General features: G+C 65.1%; 15 protein-coding genes and 1 pseudogene. 6 read left to right on the plus strand and 10 right to left on the minus strand.

Going from position 1 to position 15,255, the window contains the following annotated elements; all coding sequences use genetic code 11:
• Positions 1 to 175: 175 nt before the first annotated feature.
• Positions 176 to 1,294, minus strand: coding sequence for a DNA polymerase III subunit beta (gene dnaN, locus FMM79_RS02460; protein ID WP_148625817.1), 1,119 nt, complete (start codon positions 1,292 to 1,294; stop codon positions 176 to 178).
• 257 nt (positions 1,295 to 1,551) lie between these two features.
• Between dnaN and FMM79_RS02465 the strand changes: the two genes are divergently transcribed.
• Positions 1,552 to 1,920 (plus strand): hypothetical protein, encoded by a 369-nt coding sequence (locus FMM79_RS02465; protein ID WP_148625819.1) that lies wholly within the window; start codon positions 1,552 to 1,554, stop codon positions 1,918 to 1,920.
• A 148-nt stretch (positions 1,921 to 2,068) separates the two neighbouring features.
• Here FMM79_RS02465 and fabG read toward each other — a convergent pair whose 3' ends face one another.
• The 4 genes from fabG to FMM79_RS02485 all read right to left on the minus strand — a co-directional run bounded on the left by fabG (position 2,069) and on the right by FMM79_RS02485 (position 5,385).
• Positions 2,069 to 2,833 (minus strand): 3-oxoacyl-[acyl-carrier-protein] reductase, encoded by a 765-nt coding sequence (fabG, locus tag FMM79_RS02470; protein ID WP_148625821.1) that lies wholly within the window; start codon positions 2,831 to 2,833, stop codon positions 2,069 to 2,071.
• An 18-nt stretch (positions 2,834 to 2,851) separates the two neighbouring features.
• Positions 2,852 to 3,448, minus strand: a complete 597-nt coding sequence (locus FMM79_RS02475) for a cyclopropane-fatty-acyl-phospholipid synthase family protein (RefSeq protein ID WP_148625822.1) — start codon at positions 3,446 to 3,448, stop codon at positions 2,852 to 2,854.
• 55 nt (positions 3,449 to 3,503) lie between these two features.
• Entirely contained in the window at positions 3,504 to 4,454 is a 951-nt protein-coding gene (fabD, locus tag FMM79_RS02480) for an ACP S-malonyltransferase (RefSeq protein WP_148625824.1), read from the minus strand.
• 106 nt (positions 4,455 to 4,560) lie between these two features.
• The gene (locus FMM79_RS02485; RefSeq protein WP_148625826.1) at positions 4,561 to 5,385 is read right to left on the minus strand and encodes an LD-carboxypeptidase; all 825 of its coding nucleotides are present in this window, start codon (positions 5,383 to 5,385) and stop codon (positions 4,561 to 4,563) included.
• Between the two features lie 58 nt (positions 5,386 to 5,443).
• On the opposite strand from FMM79_RS02485, the gene FMM79_RS02490 reads away from it, so the two are divergent.
• The gene (locus FMM79_RS02490) at positions 5,444 to 6,907 is read left to right on the plus strand and encodes a glutamate ligase domain-containing protein (RefSeq protein ID WP_148625828.1); all 1,464 of its coding nucleotides are present in this window, start codon (positions 5,444 to 5,446) and stop codon (positions 6,905 to 6,907) included.
• Between the two features lie 57 nt (positions 6,908 to 6,964).
• Here FMM79_RS02490 and FMM79_RS22040 read toward each other — a convergent pair.
• Positions 6,965 to 7,135, minus strand: a pseudogene (locus FMM79_RS22040) (putative quinol monooxygenase); the annotation flags it as partial.
• Positions 7,136 to 7,575: 440 nt separating this feature from the next.
• On the opposite strand from FMM79_RS22040, the gene FMM79_RS02500 reads away from it, so the two are divergent.
• The 3 genes from FMM79_RS02500 to FMM79_RS02510 all read left to right on the plus strand — a co-directional run bounded on the left by FMM79_RS02500 (position 7,576) and on the right by FMM79_RS02510 (position 10,541).
• A complete protein-coding gene (locus FMM79_RS02500; RefSeq protein WP_039394532.1) occupies positions 7,576 to 7,791 on the plus strand; it encodes a hypothetical protein in 216 nt (71 codons plus the stop codon).
• Positions 7,763 to 8,782 carry a hypothetical protein gene (locus FMM79_RS02505; protein WP_148625832.1) on the plus strand — a complete coding sequence of 340 codons (1,020 nt, stop codon included), beginning with the start codon at positions 7,763 to 7,765 and terminating at the stop codon, positions 8,780 to 8,782. Before FMM79_RS02500 ends, FMM79_RS02505 begins: the two co-directional genes overlap by 29 nt.
• A 199-nt stretch (positions 8,783 to 8,981) precedes the next feature.
• Positions 8,982 to 10,541, plus strand: a complete 1,560-nt coding sequence (locus tag FMM79_RS02510; RefSeq protein WP_240338932.1) for a globin-coupled sensor protein — start codon at positions 8,982 to 8,984, stop codon at positions 10,539 to 10,541.
• An 82-nt stretch (positions 10,542 to 10,623) separates the two neighbouring features.
• On the opposite strand, the gene FMM79_RS02515 is transcribed toward FMM79_RS02510, so the two are convergent.
• The gene (locus tag FMM79_RS02515; protein WP_162528421.1) at positions 10,624 to 11,073 is read right to left on the minus strand and encodes a hypothetical protein; all 450 of its coding nucleotides are present in this window, start codon (positions 11,071 to 11,073) and stop codon (positions 10,624 to 10,626) included.
• Between the two features lie 140 nt (positions 11,074 to 11,213).
• Positions 11,214 to 12,164, minus strand: coding sequence for a DUF808 domain-containing protein (locus FMM79_RS02520; RefSeq protein ID WP_148625835.1), 951 nt, complete (start codon positions 12,162 to 12,164; stop codon positions 11,214 to 11,216).
• Between the two features lie 261 nt (positions 12,165 to 12,425).
• Between FMM79_RS02520 and FMM79_RS02525 the strand changes: the two genes are divergently transcribed.
• Entirely contained in the window at positions 12,426 to 13,250 is an 825-nt protein-coding gene (locus tag FMM79_RS02525; protein WP_148625837.1) for a flagellin, read from the plus strand.
• A gap of 158 nt (positions 13,251 to 13,408) precedes the next feature.
• Here FMM79_RS02525 and FMM79_RS02530 read toward each other — a convergent pair whose 3' ends face one another.
• Together FMM79_RS02530 and FMM79_RS02535 are read right to left on the minus strand one after the other, a co-directional pair.
• Positions 13,409 to 14,761: a sorbosone dehydrogenase family protein gene (locus tag FMM79_RS02530; protein WP_148625839.1), complete on the minus strand. Its 1,353-nt coding sequence runs from the start codon at positions 14,759 to 14,761 to the stop codon at positions 13,409 to 13,411.
• On the minus strand, positions 14,758 to 15,183 hold the full coding sequence (locus FMM79_RS02535; protein WP_148625841.1) for a DUF2231 domain-containing protein: 426 nt from the start codon (positions 15,181 to 15,183) through the stop codon (positions 14,758 to 14,760). The genes FMM79_RS02530 and FMM79_RS02535 overlap by 4 nt, the downstream gene beginning before the upstream one ends.
• Positions 15,184 to 15,255 lie beyond the last annotated feature (72 nt).

Here is a 15,255-nt window from a genome sequence, read left to right on the forward strand (position 1 = left end):
GTTAAATGTGAACCATCTGCGCGCACTTCACAGGCCACATTCGCACGAAAATTCCCCAAGATTCGCCGGACCAAAGCGTTAACGCACGGGAGCCTCCGCCCTCCCCCATGCAAAAGGGCCGGGAGGGCAATGCACTCCCGGCCCCGAATGCCATGGCTTCACGATGGTGGCGCGATCAGACGCGCATCGGCATCAGTACGTAGAGCGCGGGGCTCTTGTCGTTCTGGCGGATGAGCGTTGGCGCCCCGGCATCGGCAAGGTGCAGTTCGACCGAGTCGCCGTCGATCTGCCCCAGGATGTCTTTGAGGTAGTTGGCGTTGAAGCCGATCTCGAAGTTGTCCGCGCCATAGCCGGCGGGCACTTCCTCGGCCGCCGTGCCGTTGTCGGGCGAGGTCACCGAAAGCGTGATCCGGTCGGTGTCGAGTGCCATCTTGACCGCGCGGGTCTTTTCCGTGGCGATCGTCGCGACGCGGTCCACACCTTCGAAGAAGGCGCGCGGATCGAGCGTCAGCAGCTTGTCGTTCCCGGTCGGGATGACGCGGGTGTAATCGGGGAATGTACCGTCGATCAGCTTGCTGGTGAGCACGACGCCGATCTCACCACCAAGCGTGAAGCGCACCTTGCTTGCCGAAAGATCGATCAGCACGTTGGAATCAAGCGATTCCTCCAGCAGCTTGCGCAGTTCGGCAACACATTTGCGCGGCACGATCACGTCGGGCATGCCATCGGCCCCGTCGGGGCGCGCGATAGTAAAGCGGGCGAGACGGTGGCCGTCGGTTGCCGCAGCCTTCAACTCGTCCTCGGTGACGTGGAAGAAGATACCGTTCAGGTAATAGCGCGTTTCCTCGGTCGAGATCGCGAACCGCGTACGGTCGATCATCTGCGCCAGCGTCGCGGCCGGAATCTCAAAGCTGGTCGGCAGCTCGCCTTCCGCGATCATGGGAAAATCATCGCGAGGAAGCGTGGGCAGCTGGAAGCGGCTGCGGTCGGCCTTGACGACGAGACGGTTGTCCGCGGCCGCCAGGCTCACCTCACTGCCGTCGGGCAGCTTGCGGGCGATGTCGAACAGCAGGTGTGCGGACACCGTGATCGCGCCGGGCTGCTCGACGTGGTTGGCGTTGAGCGTCTCGACGACCTGGAGGTCGAGGTCGGTCGCCATGATGCGCAGAGACGAAGTGCCCGATGCCTCGATCAGGACGTTCGAGAGGATGGGAATGGTGTTGCGGCGTTCGACAACGGACTGCACGTGGCTCAGGCAACGCAGCAGCGTGGAACGTTCGATGGTGGCCTTCATAGCAGCCTCAGGTCCCCTTTGGTCGGCCCGGGAATGTTCATAATCCCCAAAAACAGGACAAATATCTCTAACGCACGCAAGCCTCGCGGCAAGCGGGAACTGGTCCACAGAAGGTGAATCTGGGGATAATTCGGGGGAGTTTCATGCTTTTTTCACATGAGGGCGCTGGCAAGATTGACCTTGCACTGCAGCAAGGAAGCGCCATGTTCGCTTCAAAGCCCCTGAGATACCGGCGAAACCACGGGAGTCGAAGCGACGTGTCGAGTACCCTTCATATCCAGCGCAAGGACCACGACGGCGCCCTTGCCATGATCGACCTGGAGGACTGGAAAAAGGCTGTCGCCACAATCGAGGACCTGCGCCTCGCCGATGGCGACGCGCAGCAGATCAACCCGCGCACGCACGAGATCGTCTCGATGCCCAACCGTGGCGGCGACGTCGAGATCTGGCGTCCGGACTGCGAGGACTGGCTGCGCGTCTTCTGGTACTCGCCCGAAGGCTACATCAGCTTCCCCGCGCCCGAACCAGGCGTACGCGAAGAACTGCACCGCCTCTCGCTCGCGCGCAGCCTCGCCCTCAAGCTCGATGCGAAGATCTACAACGACGAGGGCGTCGAGACCGACTAGCCCGGTTTACGATCCGATGGCATCGCCCAGTTGCAAGGCTTGAAGACGATGCTCTCGCCTTCCTTCCCGCCCGTCGCGGTCGGAATACCGGGTGCAGCTCCCTACCGGCAGGGCAGGCCCCGCTGCGGGCAGCGCACCCGGTATCGCATCAGATCATCACCATGCCGCCGTTGACATGCATGGTCTGCCCGGTGACGTAGCCCGCTTCTTTCGACGCCAAGAACACCGTGGCTGCGGCGATGTCGTCGCCCTCACCCATGCGGCCCATCGGGATCTTCGCGTTGAGCGCGTCCTTCTGGGCATCGGGTAGCACGTCGGTCATCGCGGTGCGGATGAAGCCCGGCGCGATGCAGTTGACGGTGACGTTGCGGCTGGCGAGTTCCTGCGCGAGGCTCTTCGACATGGCCGTGATACCGCCCTTGGCCGCGCAGTAGTTCATCTGCCCCGGATTGCCGGTCGTGCCCACGACCGAGGTTACGTTGATGATGCGCCCGAAGCGCGCCTTCATCATCGGCTTGGTCACGCCGCGCATCAGGCGGAAGGTCGATTCCAGGTTGATCTTGATGACCTGGTCCCACTCCTCGTCCTTCATGCGCATGGCGAGGTTATCGCGGGTAATCCCCGCGTTGTTGACGAGGATGTCGATCTTGCCGAGCGCCTCGAGCGCGGCGGGGACCAGCCTCTCGACCTGCTCGGCGTCCGAAAGGTTGCAGGGGATGGCGACATGGTCGACTTCCTGCGGGGCCTGCGGGGTGTGTTCGTCCAGCTCGTCGCGGAAAGCGCGCAGCTTGTCCGCGTTGGAACCCGAGATCGCAAGGCGCGCGCCCTGCGCGGCCAGCTTGCGGGCAATCGCCGAACCAATGCCACCGCTGGCGCCGGTTACAAGGGCGGTCATTCCGTGAAGGTCAAACATGTCTTTCCTCATTGGTTCTCAAGGCTTCCTCGCGAGGAAGCGCACGACGGCGCTTTGCCCGCGATGGTATTCGCCTTCCGTGATCTCGCGCACGACTTCCTCGGCGCAGATGGGTTGAAGCCCGGCGAATTCGGCCAGCAGGCCCTCGCGGGTCATCGTCCAGTCCTTCTGCGAAGGCGGCGGGCCGCCTTTACCGGGCTGGGTGTACTTGTCGGGCGTATAGGCTTCGAGCAGGACCGTCCCGCCCGGCTTCAGCGCCCTGACCACGCGGGCGTGGACATCGCGGCGCAGGCGCGGGGGTAGGTGCGCGAAGATCGCAACCACGCTGTCCCACACACCCGTGCCCATGTCGTAGTCCGCCAGGTCCACGGCGCGCGTCGCGATCTCCACACCCCGCTCGGCGGCAAGGTCGCGGGCGCGATCAAGCCCAACCGGCGACTGGTCTATGGCGGTGACATCGAAGCCGTGCTGCGCCAGCCAGACCGCATTGCGGCCTTGCCCTTCGGCGAGGCACAAGCAGCGCCCCGGCGTCAGGTCTGCACCACGCTCGACCAGGAAGTCGTTGGGCTCGGAGCCATAGGCAAAGTCGGCTTCGGCATAGCGTTCATCCCACATGGGTGCACACTCCTTCAGGTATGAGGGTTGCCTTGCGCCGACCAGCTATAGCGCCTCAGAGAGACTTGGCCAGTTCCTCGATCTCGGCCATGCTCGAAGCGGTCAGTACGTTCACATCCCCTGCCGAGCGCTTGATCATGGGGCCCACGACCTTGCCGCCCAGTTCGACGAAATCGGTCACGCCTGCCTCGGCCATCGCAATCGCGCTCTCGCGCCAGCGCACGCGGCCACAGACCTGCTCGACGAGGAGGGACTGGATCAAGGGCGGGTCGGTGACGATGGCGGCCGTGACATTGGCGAAGAGCGGCACGCTGACCGCGCCCGGGCGCGTTTCCTCGAGCGCCTGGGCCATCGCATCGGCAGCGGGCTGCATCAGCGGGCAGTGGAACGGCGCCGAGACGGGCAGCAGCACGCCGCGCTTGATCCCATGGTCCTTGACCATTGCGACCGCGCGCTCGATCGCGCCCTTATGGCCGGAGAGGACAACCTGGCCGGGGTCGTTGTCGTTGGCAACGGTGCAGACCTCGATTTCGCCGTCAGGGCCGGTCGCGGCCGCTTCGGCGAGCGCGGTCGCCTTGGCGATGTCCGCGCCCAGCAGGGCGGCCATGGCGCCCACGCCGACCGGCACGGCGGCTTGCATCGATTCGCCGCGAAGCTTGAGGAGACGGGCCGTGTCCGCGAGGCTGAAGGCACCTGCGGCGCACAGCGCGGTGTATTCACCCAGCGAGTGCCCGGCGACGAAATCGGCCTTGTCGGCAAGGCTGATGCCGCCGTCCTTTTCCAGCACGCGCAGCACGGCGATGGCGTGGGCCATGATCGCGGGCTGGGCGTTGGCGGTCAGTGTCAACTGGTCCTCAGGGCCTTCGGACATGATCTTGAAGAGGTCCTGGCCAAGCGCGTCGTTGACTTCCTCGAATACCTCGCGCGCGGCTACGCTGGCCTGCGCCAACTCGACGCCCATGCCCACCTTCTGGCTGCCCTGACCCGGAAAAACGAACGCACGCATCAGCAAAATCCTTTCATCCCGGCCGTGTCTGTCCATGGTAAGTGCCGGGGAAACTCGCAGCGCTTAGTGCGCTCCGCGCCCAAGGGCAAGCCATCGGCAGCGCCCTTCACCGGGCGCTTGCCCGCCCGAAGGGCACGATCTTGTTGGCCGCATCGTGGCCAATGTCGACCTCGCCCAGATAAGCGATGGCGTGGCGCTGGCACCAGTGGCGCGCGATCTCCTGCGCGCTTGCGCCGAAAGGCCGCTCGTTCTCGGGCACCGCGCTCACCCGACCAAGGCGCAGGCCCGCGATGCCGCCCAGGTGCGCGGTGAGGTGGAAGAACAGGCGGTCGACTGCGTAAAGGTATTCCGAAACCTCCTCGACCATGACCACATGGCCCGCAAGACCCGGCATCAGCGGCGTGCCTGCCAGCATAGCCAGCGTCATCAGGTTAAAGGCCACGACGGGGTGTTTTTCGCGCGCTAGGCTCGGCTCTTCCTCCCCCTGCCCTGCCCCTGTCAGCCAGCTGAGCGCACGGCGGATCGCCTCCCCCCCCCCCTCGCGGCGGATGTCGGCAAGCATCGGGCCGTGAACGGGGCGCCCGATGCGCGCGCGGTAGAGCCCGCCCAGAAGATACCCCGCGTCCGAATAGCCCAGGAACACCTTGCCTTGCGCCGCATGGTCCATCGCCGCGAGCGCGTCCTCGGCCACGCGGCACGCGCCATAGCCACCGCGCGCGAACCAGACGGCATCGATGGCAGGATCGTTGGCGCATGCGACAAGTGCCGCGGTGCGCTGCGCATCACTGCCGGCAAAATGGCCCTCCTGGGCGAAGCACTGCTCGTGGACGAGGAGCTCGACGCCGGGGAACTCAGACGCGGCCAACGCCTGGACGCGCGCGGCATCCTCGCGGGTGATCGGGGTGGACGGTGCACAAACAGCGATACGCATGGTGATGTCCTTCCTATCCATGTTGTCATGCGCTGCAAGGGCGCATACCGATAGCGGCATGACCCAAAGCCCCGAGGCCGCCGCCGTTCCCGCCAATACCCCCGTTATCGCCACGACGCCCGCGGACCTGACCGCGCATCCCTGGTTCTTCTGCGGCATCGGCGGATCGGGCATGCTGCCGCTTGCCCTGATCCTCAAGGGCCTTGGCGCCACCATCGCAGGCTCGGACCGGGGCCGGGACCAGGGCCGAAGCCCCGAAAAGTTCGCCTGGCTGGAAGAGCTGGGCTTCGCGCTACACCCTCAGGACGGCAGCGGGATAACGCATGGCGCACAGACCCTCGTCGCCTCGGCCGCTGTCGAGGACACCGTTCCCGAAGTCGTGCGCGCGAAAGAACTGGGCTGTGCGCGTATGAGCCGCGCGCAGCTTCTCGCCACGCTCTTCAACGCCGCCGGAGAAGGCATCGCCATCGGCGGCACCTCGGGCAAGTCGACCGTCACCGGCATGACCGGCTGGATCCTCACGCAAACGGGCGCCGATCCCACGATCATGAACGGCGCGGTGATGAAGAACTTCGTCTCCGAGGACGCGCCCTTCGCCAGCGCGCGCGTGGGCAAGGGCCGCGCGTTCGTCTCCGAGGTCGACGAGAGCGACGGCTCGATTGCGCTCTACCGTCCCAAGGTGGCTGCCCTTCTCAACGTCAGCCTCGACCACAAGTCGATGGAGGAGCTGCGCCAACTCTTCGGCGATTTCCTCGCCTCAGCCGAGATCGCCGCGATCAACCTCGACGATTCCGAAAGCGCCGCGCTCGCCCACCGGGCCAATGCCGCGATCACCTTTGGCATCAGCAGTCCCAATGCGCGCCTGCGCGCCGGGGAGATCATGGAGGGGCCAACCTCGCTGCAGGCTACCGTCCACGACCGGCTGGAAGGCACCCGCCACGCGCTCACGCTGCAGGTGCCCGGGCGCCACAACCTCTACAACGCGCTTGCCGCGATTGCCGCCAGCCACGCCGCCGGGGTGGCGATCGCCGACGCGGTGGAAGCGCTTTCCAGCTTTGCAGGGCTCGCCCGTCGCTTCGACATCGTGGGCACCTCGCCTTCGGGAATTACCGTCATCGATGACTTCGGGCACAACCCGGACAAGGTCGCAGCAACGCTCACGACGCTCAAATCCCACCCGGGCCGCGTGATCGCCTTCTTCCAGCCGCACGGCTACGGTCCCTTGCGCCAGATGGGCGCCGAGCTGGCGCAGGTAATCGGCTGGAAGCTGGGCGCAAACGACGTCGCGATCCTGTGCGATCCGGTCTATTTCGGTGGCACGGTCGACCGCAGCGAAGGTAGCGAACGGATCGTGCGCCAGATCGAGGAGGCTGGCGCGCGCGCCGAGTACGTTCCCGAACGCAGCGCCTGCGCGGACCGGATTGCCGAGATCGCGCAGGCCGGTGACCGCATCGTGGTGATGGGCGCGCGCGACGACACGCTGACGGTCTTTGCCCACGACCTGCTCGCCCGCCTCGCCTGAGCACCGCGTTCGAGCGCAGTCCCCGAGCAGCCGGCCCTTCGCGCGGGCCGGACAGCGTCAGGAAATGCGCGCCAGCGGATGGCAGAAGCCGCTCTCGATCCAGTCATCAACCTTGGCTTGGAACGCGTTGACATGCGGCGCGCGAATGTGGGGATCGAAAGTCGCGCGGTCATGCCCCTGCGGGATGATCACGAAGCGGCGCGGATCGTCGAGGTGCTGGTGCAGATCGTAGCTTACAAAGCGTTTGTCCTTGTGGACCTACGCCACCGGGCTCCAGCGGCGCGTCGCGAAGCTTGTCCTCGCATCCGGGCTTGGCGAAAATTGAGGGCCACGCAATGGACAGGCAGAGTATTGGTCGTGCTCATGGGTCATTCCTTTGTGCACGCAGAGGTGGGACAGCCCTTTCTGCGGCGCGGGGAAGCCGTGTAAAGAGAGTTTTTTCAATCACCTAGCAGGTAGCGTAGGGGCGACTGTAAAGCCCTGCCCGGCTCCACGGCGCGACGCGAAGTTCTCATCCTGTATTTCCGGGGCCCCCTGCCTGCTTGTTGCGAGGCCTCGCAATAGCGCCCGGTCGTCCGCCAGCCTCGCAGATATCCCTAAGGGCCTCCAACCCGGATTTAGCAGACCCTCCGCTAGAGGGCGGATGCCACGAACATTCGGGAGCGGATATGTCTTTACCTGCACAAGGCTCGCCGGTGTGGGGGCGACTGGCCAATGGCGGCCTCTCGCGCCTGCAAACGAGCCATCTGGGCACGCAGATGCTCATGAAGAGGCTGGAACTCAGCCCGGCCCCGGCCAGCGCCAAGGCCACCGAAATCTATAACTATTTCGTCAAGTGGGAGAGGTCCCTTGCAAATGAAGTCGCCCAGCTCAATCGTCTCTGAGGGCGGGGCCATCAACGGCCTCCTGCCTATCGACACCGTTGTCGATCTCATCAAGGCCGGGGCCAGCCTCAGCCTGGCCGGCCGCAAGGCCGCGCTTGATCGGCTGCCCGCGGGCAACTGGATCGCGGGCACCTCGCCCTATTTCATGACTGCGCAAGGGGGCCAGATCGTCGATGACGACGTGCTCTTCGTGACCGACCTCGGCGCGATCGGGACGGTTACCTTTGCCACCTACGAAGCGCACGAATTGGAGCGCATCTCGGGCGAGGCGCCGGACAACGGCCTGGCGCTTGCCATCATTCCGGGCGGCTCGGCATGCCACACCGAATTTGCCCAGAACGCGGCGAACTACCCGATGGCCTTCATGCGCCCGACCGTGGGCTGGATCTCGGGGCATGATCTGGAAAAGGCAGGCCATACCCCTTGGGTCTACGACGGCCAGGTGGCCAAGGCCTTCCCCGACCGCGTCGCGGTGGCCCAGGTCACCCTGCCCAACGGCGAGAGCCCGCTGATCGAGATCGTCAACATCTTCGCACCCGACGGCGGCGACGTGATCCACTTCGAAGAGACCAGCTTCACGCCCGAGTGGTGCACCGTCAATGGCAACCGGCAGCGCTTCCACGACTACGTGCTGGCGCGGGGCCTCCAGGGGTGCGACCTGCCACTGGTAGGCAACTATGGCGGCGCGCACGTCAACGCCTCTCTCAAGACCATCGATACCGAGACGGGCACGGTGGAACTGTTTGCGCCCGTATTCCCCGGAGTCGACTATGCTTTTGCCGCGCCGGTGGCGGACTATGCGGACGATTTCCGGCAGGCGCTCGCCGAACACCCCACGGCGGGCACGGTGTGGTCGTGCAACTGCATCCTCAATTTCACGTTCGGCAAGCTGGAGGGCGTGGCCATCGGCGGCGCGGCCGGGCCCGTCACCTTCGGCGAGATCGCGTACCAGCTGCTTAACCAGACCATGGTCGTCCTGCGCAAGGAGTGATCCCTTCTCCATCCCCCGCACACGGCCACGGCGCGCCGGGAGACTTCGGTTTCCCGGCGCGCATTGTTGCGTCGGCTCGCAACGCCTTTACCGCCCCCTTTCCTGCACCGCTTCGCGTAAGGCTACCTAAGCCCTTGCTTACGCTAAATTCCACAAGCATCCCTAGGACCAAGGCATCGAAATCCAACGAGGCCATGGCATGTCCGAGACGACATCGAAAATGGACATTTCCGACCGGCTGGAAATGTTCGCACTGACAGAAACCGACAATTCCCGGTTCGGCGGGATCGCCCGGCTCATCTCCCGCGCCGGGCCGGCCGTCCTCGACAAGTTCTACGCGCTCGTCCGGGCCGACCGGCGACGCGCCTCCTTCTTCAAGTCGCAGAGCGTCATGGACCACGCCCGCGCCAAGCAGCTCGACCACTGGGTCGACCTGTTCTCGGGCCGGATCGACAGCAATTACATGGCGCGCGCCGAACGCATTGGGCAGGTCCACGCCCGCATCGGCCTTCCGCCCACGTTCTACATCGGCGCCTATGCGCAGATCCTTGCCGAAGTGATCGAACGCGACATCACCGGCGGCATTGCCGGCCCCTTGATGAAGACCCGCGCCAAGCGCCTGGGCACGCTCATCAAGGTCTCGCTAATGGACATGGACATCGCCACCTCGGCCTATCTTGCCGCGCAGGACCAGAGCCGCGAGAGCACGCTCTCATCGCTCTCCGTCGCGCTCGAGACCGTCGCGCAGGGCGATCTCACCACCCAGCTGGGCGAGCTGCCCGCCGGGTTCGAGCAGATCCAGTCCGACTTTGCCGCGATGTGCGACTGCATCGCCCAGACGCTGGGCGCGGTCGCCGCCTCCTCCGAGCAGATCCGAGTCGGCGCCTCCGAAATCCGGGCAGCGAGTGACGACCTCTCACAGCGCACCGAAAGCCAGGCTGCCGCGCTCGAGGAATCGGCCGCCGCGCTCGACCAGCTCACCAATGGCGTACAAACGTCGGCGCAAGGGGCGAGCGAAGTCAACCGCTCGGTCTCCGACGCCGAGGCCGAGGCCCGGGAAGGCGGCAAGGTCGTCGAAGAAGCGGTCGAGGCGATGGACGGTATCCAGAAGTCCACCCAGGAAATCGGCGCCTTCGTCAACGTCATCGATTCGATCGCTTTCCAGACCAACCTTCTCGCGCTGAACGCCGGAGTCGAGGCCGCGCGCGCCGGCGATGCCGGCAAGGGCTTTGCGGTCGTCGCCAACGAAGTGCGCGCGCTCGCCCAGCGCTCGGCGGAAGCCGCACAGAACATCAAGGACCTCATCGGATCGTCCGAACAGCAGGTCGGACGCGGCGTCGCGCTGGTCGGGCGCACCGGCGAGGTGTTCCGCCGCATCGTCGAGAAGGTTTCCGGGATCACCGGGCTCGCCGCGCAGATTTCGGACAACTCGCAGAACCAGGCCGGGCAGCTTAGCCAGGTCAATTCAGCCATTGGCGACATGGACCGCATGACCCAGCAGAACGCGGCCATGGTCGAAGAAACCACCGCGGCCGCACGCAACCTCGCCCAGCAGGCCGAGGACCTTGCCAAGCTGGTGCGCATGTTCAAGCTGGATGTCGGCGCGACGGGAGGAAACCCCCTGAGCGTCGTGCCGCCCGCCCAGGCGACTGCACCGCGCGCCCTGCCCGAACCGGCGGCCTATTCCGCGCCGCGCACCTCGGGCGCGCTCGCGCTTAAGCCCGAGGAAGCCACCGACGCCGACTGGGCCGAATTCTGATCACCGCGTGATCGGCAGTCTCGAACAACGGATAGCGCACCTCTGACCAAGCCGGTCACGATCGCAACCGCGAAGGTCGCGTTCAGATCCGCGCGACAAGCTCATCCATCGCGCGAAGTCCCTTCTCGGTCATCTGCACGATTGATCTTCGCCCGTCGCGTGGATCGTCCAGCCGCGTCAACAGCCCCTTGCCCAGTAACACATTGAACCAGCGCAGCGCCGTCGTGGGAGCAACGGCCGAGGCGATACAAACCGACTTCACGCTACACTCGCGGCCCTGCTGGTGCATCGCGTAGAGATCCAAAAGAATGTCCCACGTTGGCTCCCCGAACAGGTCCTTGCCCAGGACTTCGTCGCGCATTCTGCGTACACGGTAGAGGTTCGAGACCGCCTCCAACGGTGACTTCGGCCTCACCTGTGCATCCGCGCCTGCCGCCTGCTGTACCTCAAGAAGTTTCGTCAGATCGTCGATGGCGGCGCGCGCCCGCATCATTGCGACATACCCGTATTCATTCCGATTATTCATCGACATGCCCACCACACTCTCTCCAAACCACAACAATTAAATGCAGTTAAGCATGAATGAACTGATCGGCTGAATTAAATAAAAACAAGGTTAATTATAGGCATATGTCCTAAATCTGGACAGTGATTGTGTCGGCAATTAAACAATCAATGCGCCGCTTCGCAGCCCTCATCCTTGGCAAACATGTGTAAGATAAAAGCGATGATCGTGCCCAGCACCAGCCCGAGCAGCGCGGAGACCACGGCGTAGGACACCCAGCCGGTCACGCCGCCCAGCGTGCCCGAAGCCTTCGCCACCGCATGCTCGACACCGTGGGCGAAATGCGCCGGGGCCGGCAGGCCCAGTTCCTCCAAACCGTGAAGGATAATGCCCCCGCCGACCCACAGCATGGCCAGCATGCCCACGAAGCTCAGCACCTTGAGCACCACCGGCATCGCTTTGAGCAGGAAACGCCCGACGGCCTGCGCCAGCTCGGAGGACTTGCGCACCAGATGCAGGCCAACGTCGTCCATCTTCACGATCAGCGCGACCGCACCATAGACGCAGAAGGTGATGACGAGGCCCACGACGGCCAGCGTGATCGCGCGGGTGACAAGCCCCTCGTCGCTCACTTCGGACAGCGCAATTGCCATGATCTCAGCGGAGAGGATGAGGTCGGTGCGGATCGCGCCCTTGGTACGCGCCTTCTCGAAGGCGACCGGGTCCTTGATCTCGTCCTCCAGCGTTTCGCCGTGCTTGGTGCCCGAGAGCTTCTCGATCACCTTCTCGGCGCCCTCGAAGGAGAGAAACAGGCCGCCCGCCATCAGGATCGGGGTGATCGCCTGGGGCAGGAAAGCGCTCAGGATCAGCGCGATGGGGAGCAAGATCACCAGCTTGTTGAAGATCGAGCCCTTGGTGATGCGCCAGATCATCGGGAGTTCGCGGTCGGGCGTGAAGCCGGTGACATAGCCGGGCGTCACCGCGGCATCGTCGATGACCACGCCCGCAGCCTTGCTTCCCGCCTTGGCCACGCCCGCCCCGACATCGTCGATCGAGGCAGAGGCCGCGCGGGCAATGACCGAAACGTCGTCGAGAAGGGCGACAAGACCGGTGGGCATCGTGCAGTAATCCTCATGAAGAACGGGGCAGAAGGCCCCTTCGAGACGACATGCGGGGGATTTTTTCGGCAATCAAGCGAAAGCCGCCGTAACCTGCGCCTTTCCGGGGCCTTGCCCCCATCGCAGCGGCCTTGCATGCGCCCCCAATCACGAAAAAACGCGAACGGCGCCTTAAAGCTCCCACGCCCCGTCCGTTCTTCCCCATGACCGGAGCGAACAACCAAACGCTCTCACAACTTTCTGAAACTGGGGAATTAAATCATGTCTGTCATCAACACCAACATCTCCGCCATCCGTGCTTCGAACGCTTCGATCGCCGCCAACAAGATGCTCGGCGTGTCGATGGAACGCCTCTCGACCGGCAAGCGCATCAACTCGGCCAAGGACGATGCCGCTGGCCTGGCCATCTCGACCTCGATGACCTCGCAGATCCGCGGCATGAGCCAGGGCATGCGCAACGCCAACGACGGTATCAGCCTTGCCCAGACCGCCGACGGCGCGCTGTCGGAAGTCACTAACATGCTCCAGCGCGTTCGTGAACTGGCCATCCAGTCGGCCTCGGGCACCTACCAGGACACCGACCGCACCGCGATGCAGCAGGAAGTGACCGCGCTGACCGATCAGATCGACGATGTCCTCAGCCAGTCCGAGTTCAACGGCAACACGCTGTTCTCGACCACCTCGGGCACCGACCTGACCTTCGACATCCAGACCGGCGCGAACTCGGGTGAGACGGTCACCCTGACCTCCACCGCGATCAACGGCACGCTGATCGACGCCACGGCGCTCGACGTCTCGACTGCGGCCGCGGCCACCACGACGCTCGACAACGTCGACACCGCACTCGATGAAGTGAACGCCACCCGTGCCTCGCTCGGTGCCGGTCAGAACCGCCTCGAATCGGTGGTCAACAATCTCACCAGCACGGTGACCAACCTTTCCGATGCCCGCAGCCGCATCGAGGATGCCGACTACGCGACGGAAACGACCGCGATGGCCAAGGCGCAGATCCTCAGCCAGGCGTCGACGGCGATGATCGCTCAGGCGAACCAGGCCCAGCAGAACGTGATGAGCCTCCTGCGCTAAGCGCGGCGAGCCTCAGACCAACCAGGTCCCGAAAGCACCCGGTGGGGAATGGTCCCCACCGGGTCAATCGCGTGTGCAGCGGGTGGCTGCGCGTTCAGGGTGCTTCGGGCAGGTTGTCGGGTGTGGCCAACGGCGGAAGCTGGCGTGCGGGCGCCGCCCTACCCCTCGTCCATCATGTCCGTCCGCGTGCTCCCCACCGGTACGAAGTCCTTTGAGTTGCCCGGAGTCTCGGGCACGAGGCGCCAGACGGTGTTGGACAGGTCATCGCAGATGATGAGCGCCCCGCGCGGATCGAAGGTCACGCCCACCGGACGCCCGCGCGTCAGACCGTCCTCGCCCCGAAAGCCAGTGACGACATCGACCGGATCGCCTGCCGGACGCCCGTTGCTGAAGGGCACGAATACGACCTTGTACCCGACAGGTTCGCTGCGGTTCCAGCTGCCGTGCTCGCCCACGAAGGCGCCTTGGGCAAAGCGCTCGCCCATGATCGGGGCGGAAAAGGTGACACCCAGCGCCGCGACATGGGCGCCAAGCGCGTAGTCCGGCTTGATCGCGGCAGCGACCAGGTCGGGCCGCGCGGGCTTGACCCGGGTGTCCACGTTCTGCCCCCAGTAGCTGTAGGGCCAGCCGTAGAAACCGCCGTCGCGCACCGAGGTGAGGTAGTCAGGCACAAGGTTCGCGCCCAGTTCGTCGCGCTCGTTGGCCACCGCCCACAGCTCGTCGCTGCCGGGGCGGAAGGCGAGCGCAGTCGGGTTGCGGATGCCCGTGGCGAAAGGACGGTGCATGCCGGTGCGCGCGTCGATCTGCCAGACCATCGCGCGGTCCTCCTCCACGTCCATCCCCCGGTCACCCACGTTGCTGTTCGAGCCGATGCCGACATAGAGGAAACGCCCGTCCGGGCTCGCCGCGAGCGACTTGGTCCAGTGGTGATTGATCTTCTCTGGCAACCTGGTGACCCGGATCGGCGGCGCATCGGCCTTGGTTTGCCCATCGCGATAGGTAAAACGCACCAGTTCGCCCTGGTTGGCAACATAGATCATGCCGTTCGCGAAGGCGAGGCCATAGGGCGCGTCGAGCCCGTCGGCAAAGACGCTGCGGGCCTCATAGGTGCCATCGCCATCGGCATCGCGCAGCAGCGTCAGGCGGTTGCCGCCCTCCACGGAGGTCTTGCCCCTGGCCTTGATGTAGCCCGCGATGATGTCCTTGGGGCGCAGCTTGGGCGCATGGCCGCCGCTGCCCTCGGCCACCAGGATATCGCCGTTGGGCAGGACCAGCGTCTGGCGCGGCACCTTGAGATCAGTGGCGATGGCCGTGATCGCATAGCCTTCGGGAACCTGCGGCCGGGCATCACCCCAGGACGCGGGATTGGCGATCTCCATGTTGGGCAAAAGCCCGCGCTGCTTTTCGGGAAGCTGCGGATTCTCGCCATACTCGGGCGCCTCACTGCCACCCGAACAGGCCGCGAGCGCGACGCAGGCCGCCAGCGTGCCGAAGAAGGAACGCGCCCTCATGCCGCCTCTCCCTTGCGCAGCGTGGCAAAGCCGAACCAGACCGCGACCAGCGCGAGGCCCGTCACGAGGATCGAGAGGACAAGGCCGGTCGGCATCGAGGCCCAGCCGTCCTTGGCGTGGATGAAGGAATTGACGAGACCGATGGCAAAGGTCGCCGCCACCAGCACCAGGTAGATGATGCCCCGGCCAAGGCCGCGAATGGTATCCACCAGCGCGAACACCAGCGCCAGCCCCAGGAACAGGAGCGCGCCAGCATTGAGCCAGGACGCAAAGTTGGTCCACTGCACCTCGTAGCTGGCGGCATAGGCCCAGTCGCTCAGCAGCGTGCCCGCAAAGAGCGGCAGCGAACCGGCAAGAAGGGCCGCGTGCACCGGGTGCAGCGCACGCGCCGGAGCGGGGCGAAATCGATGAGAAGGAGGCATGGCGGCGATCCCATGTCAGGAGGAGGAAATGTCCGGGCTGCGCCATCGGCGCCGCACACAGCGATACCTCCT

This window comes from Novosphingobium sp. BW1 (genome assembly GCF_008107685.1).
GTDB lineage: Bacteria > Pseudomonadota > Alphaproteobacteria > Sphingomonadales > Sphingomonadaceae > Novosphingobium.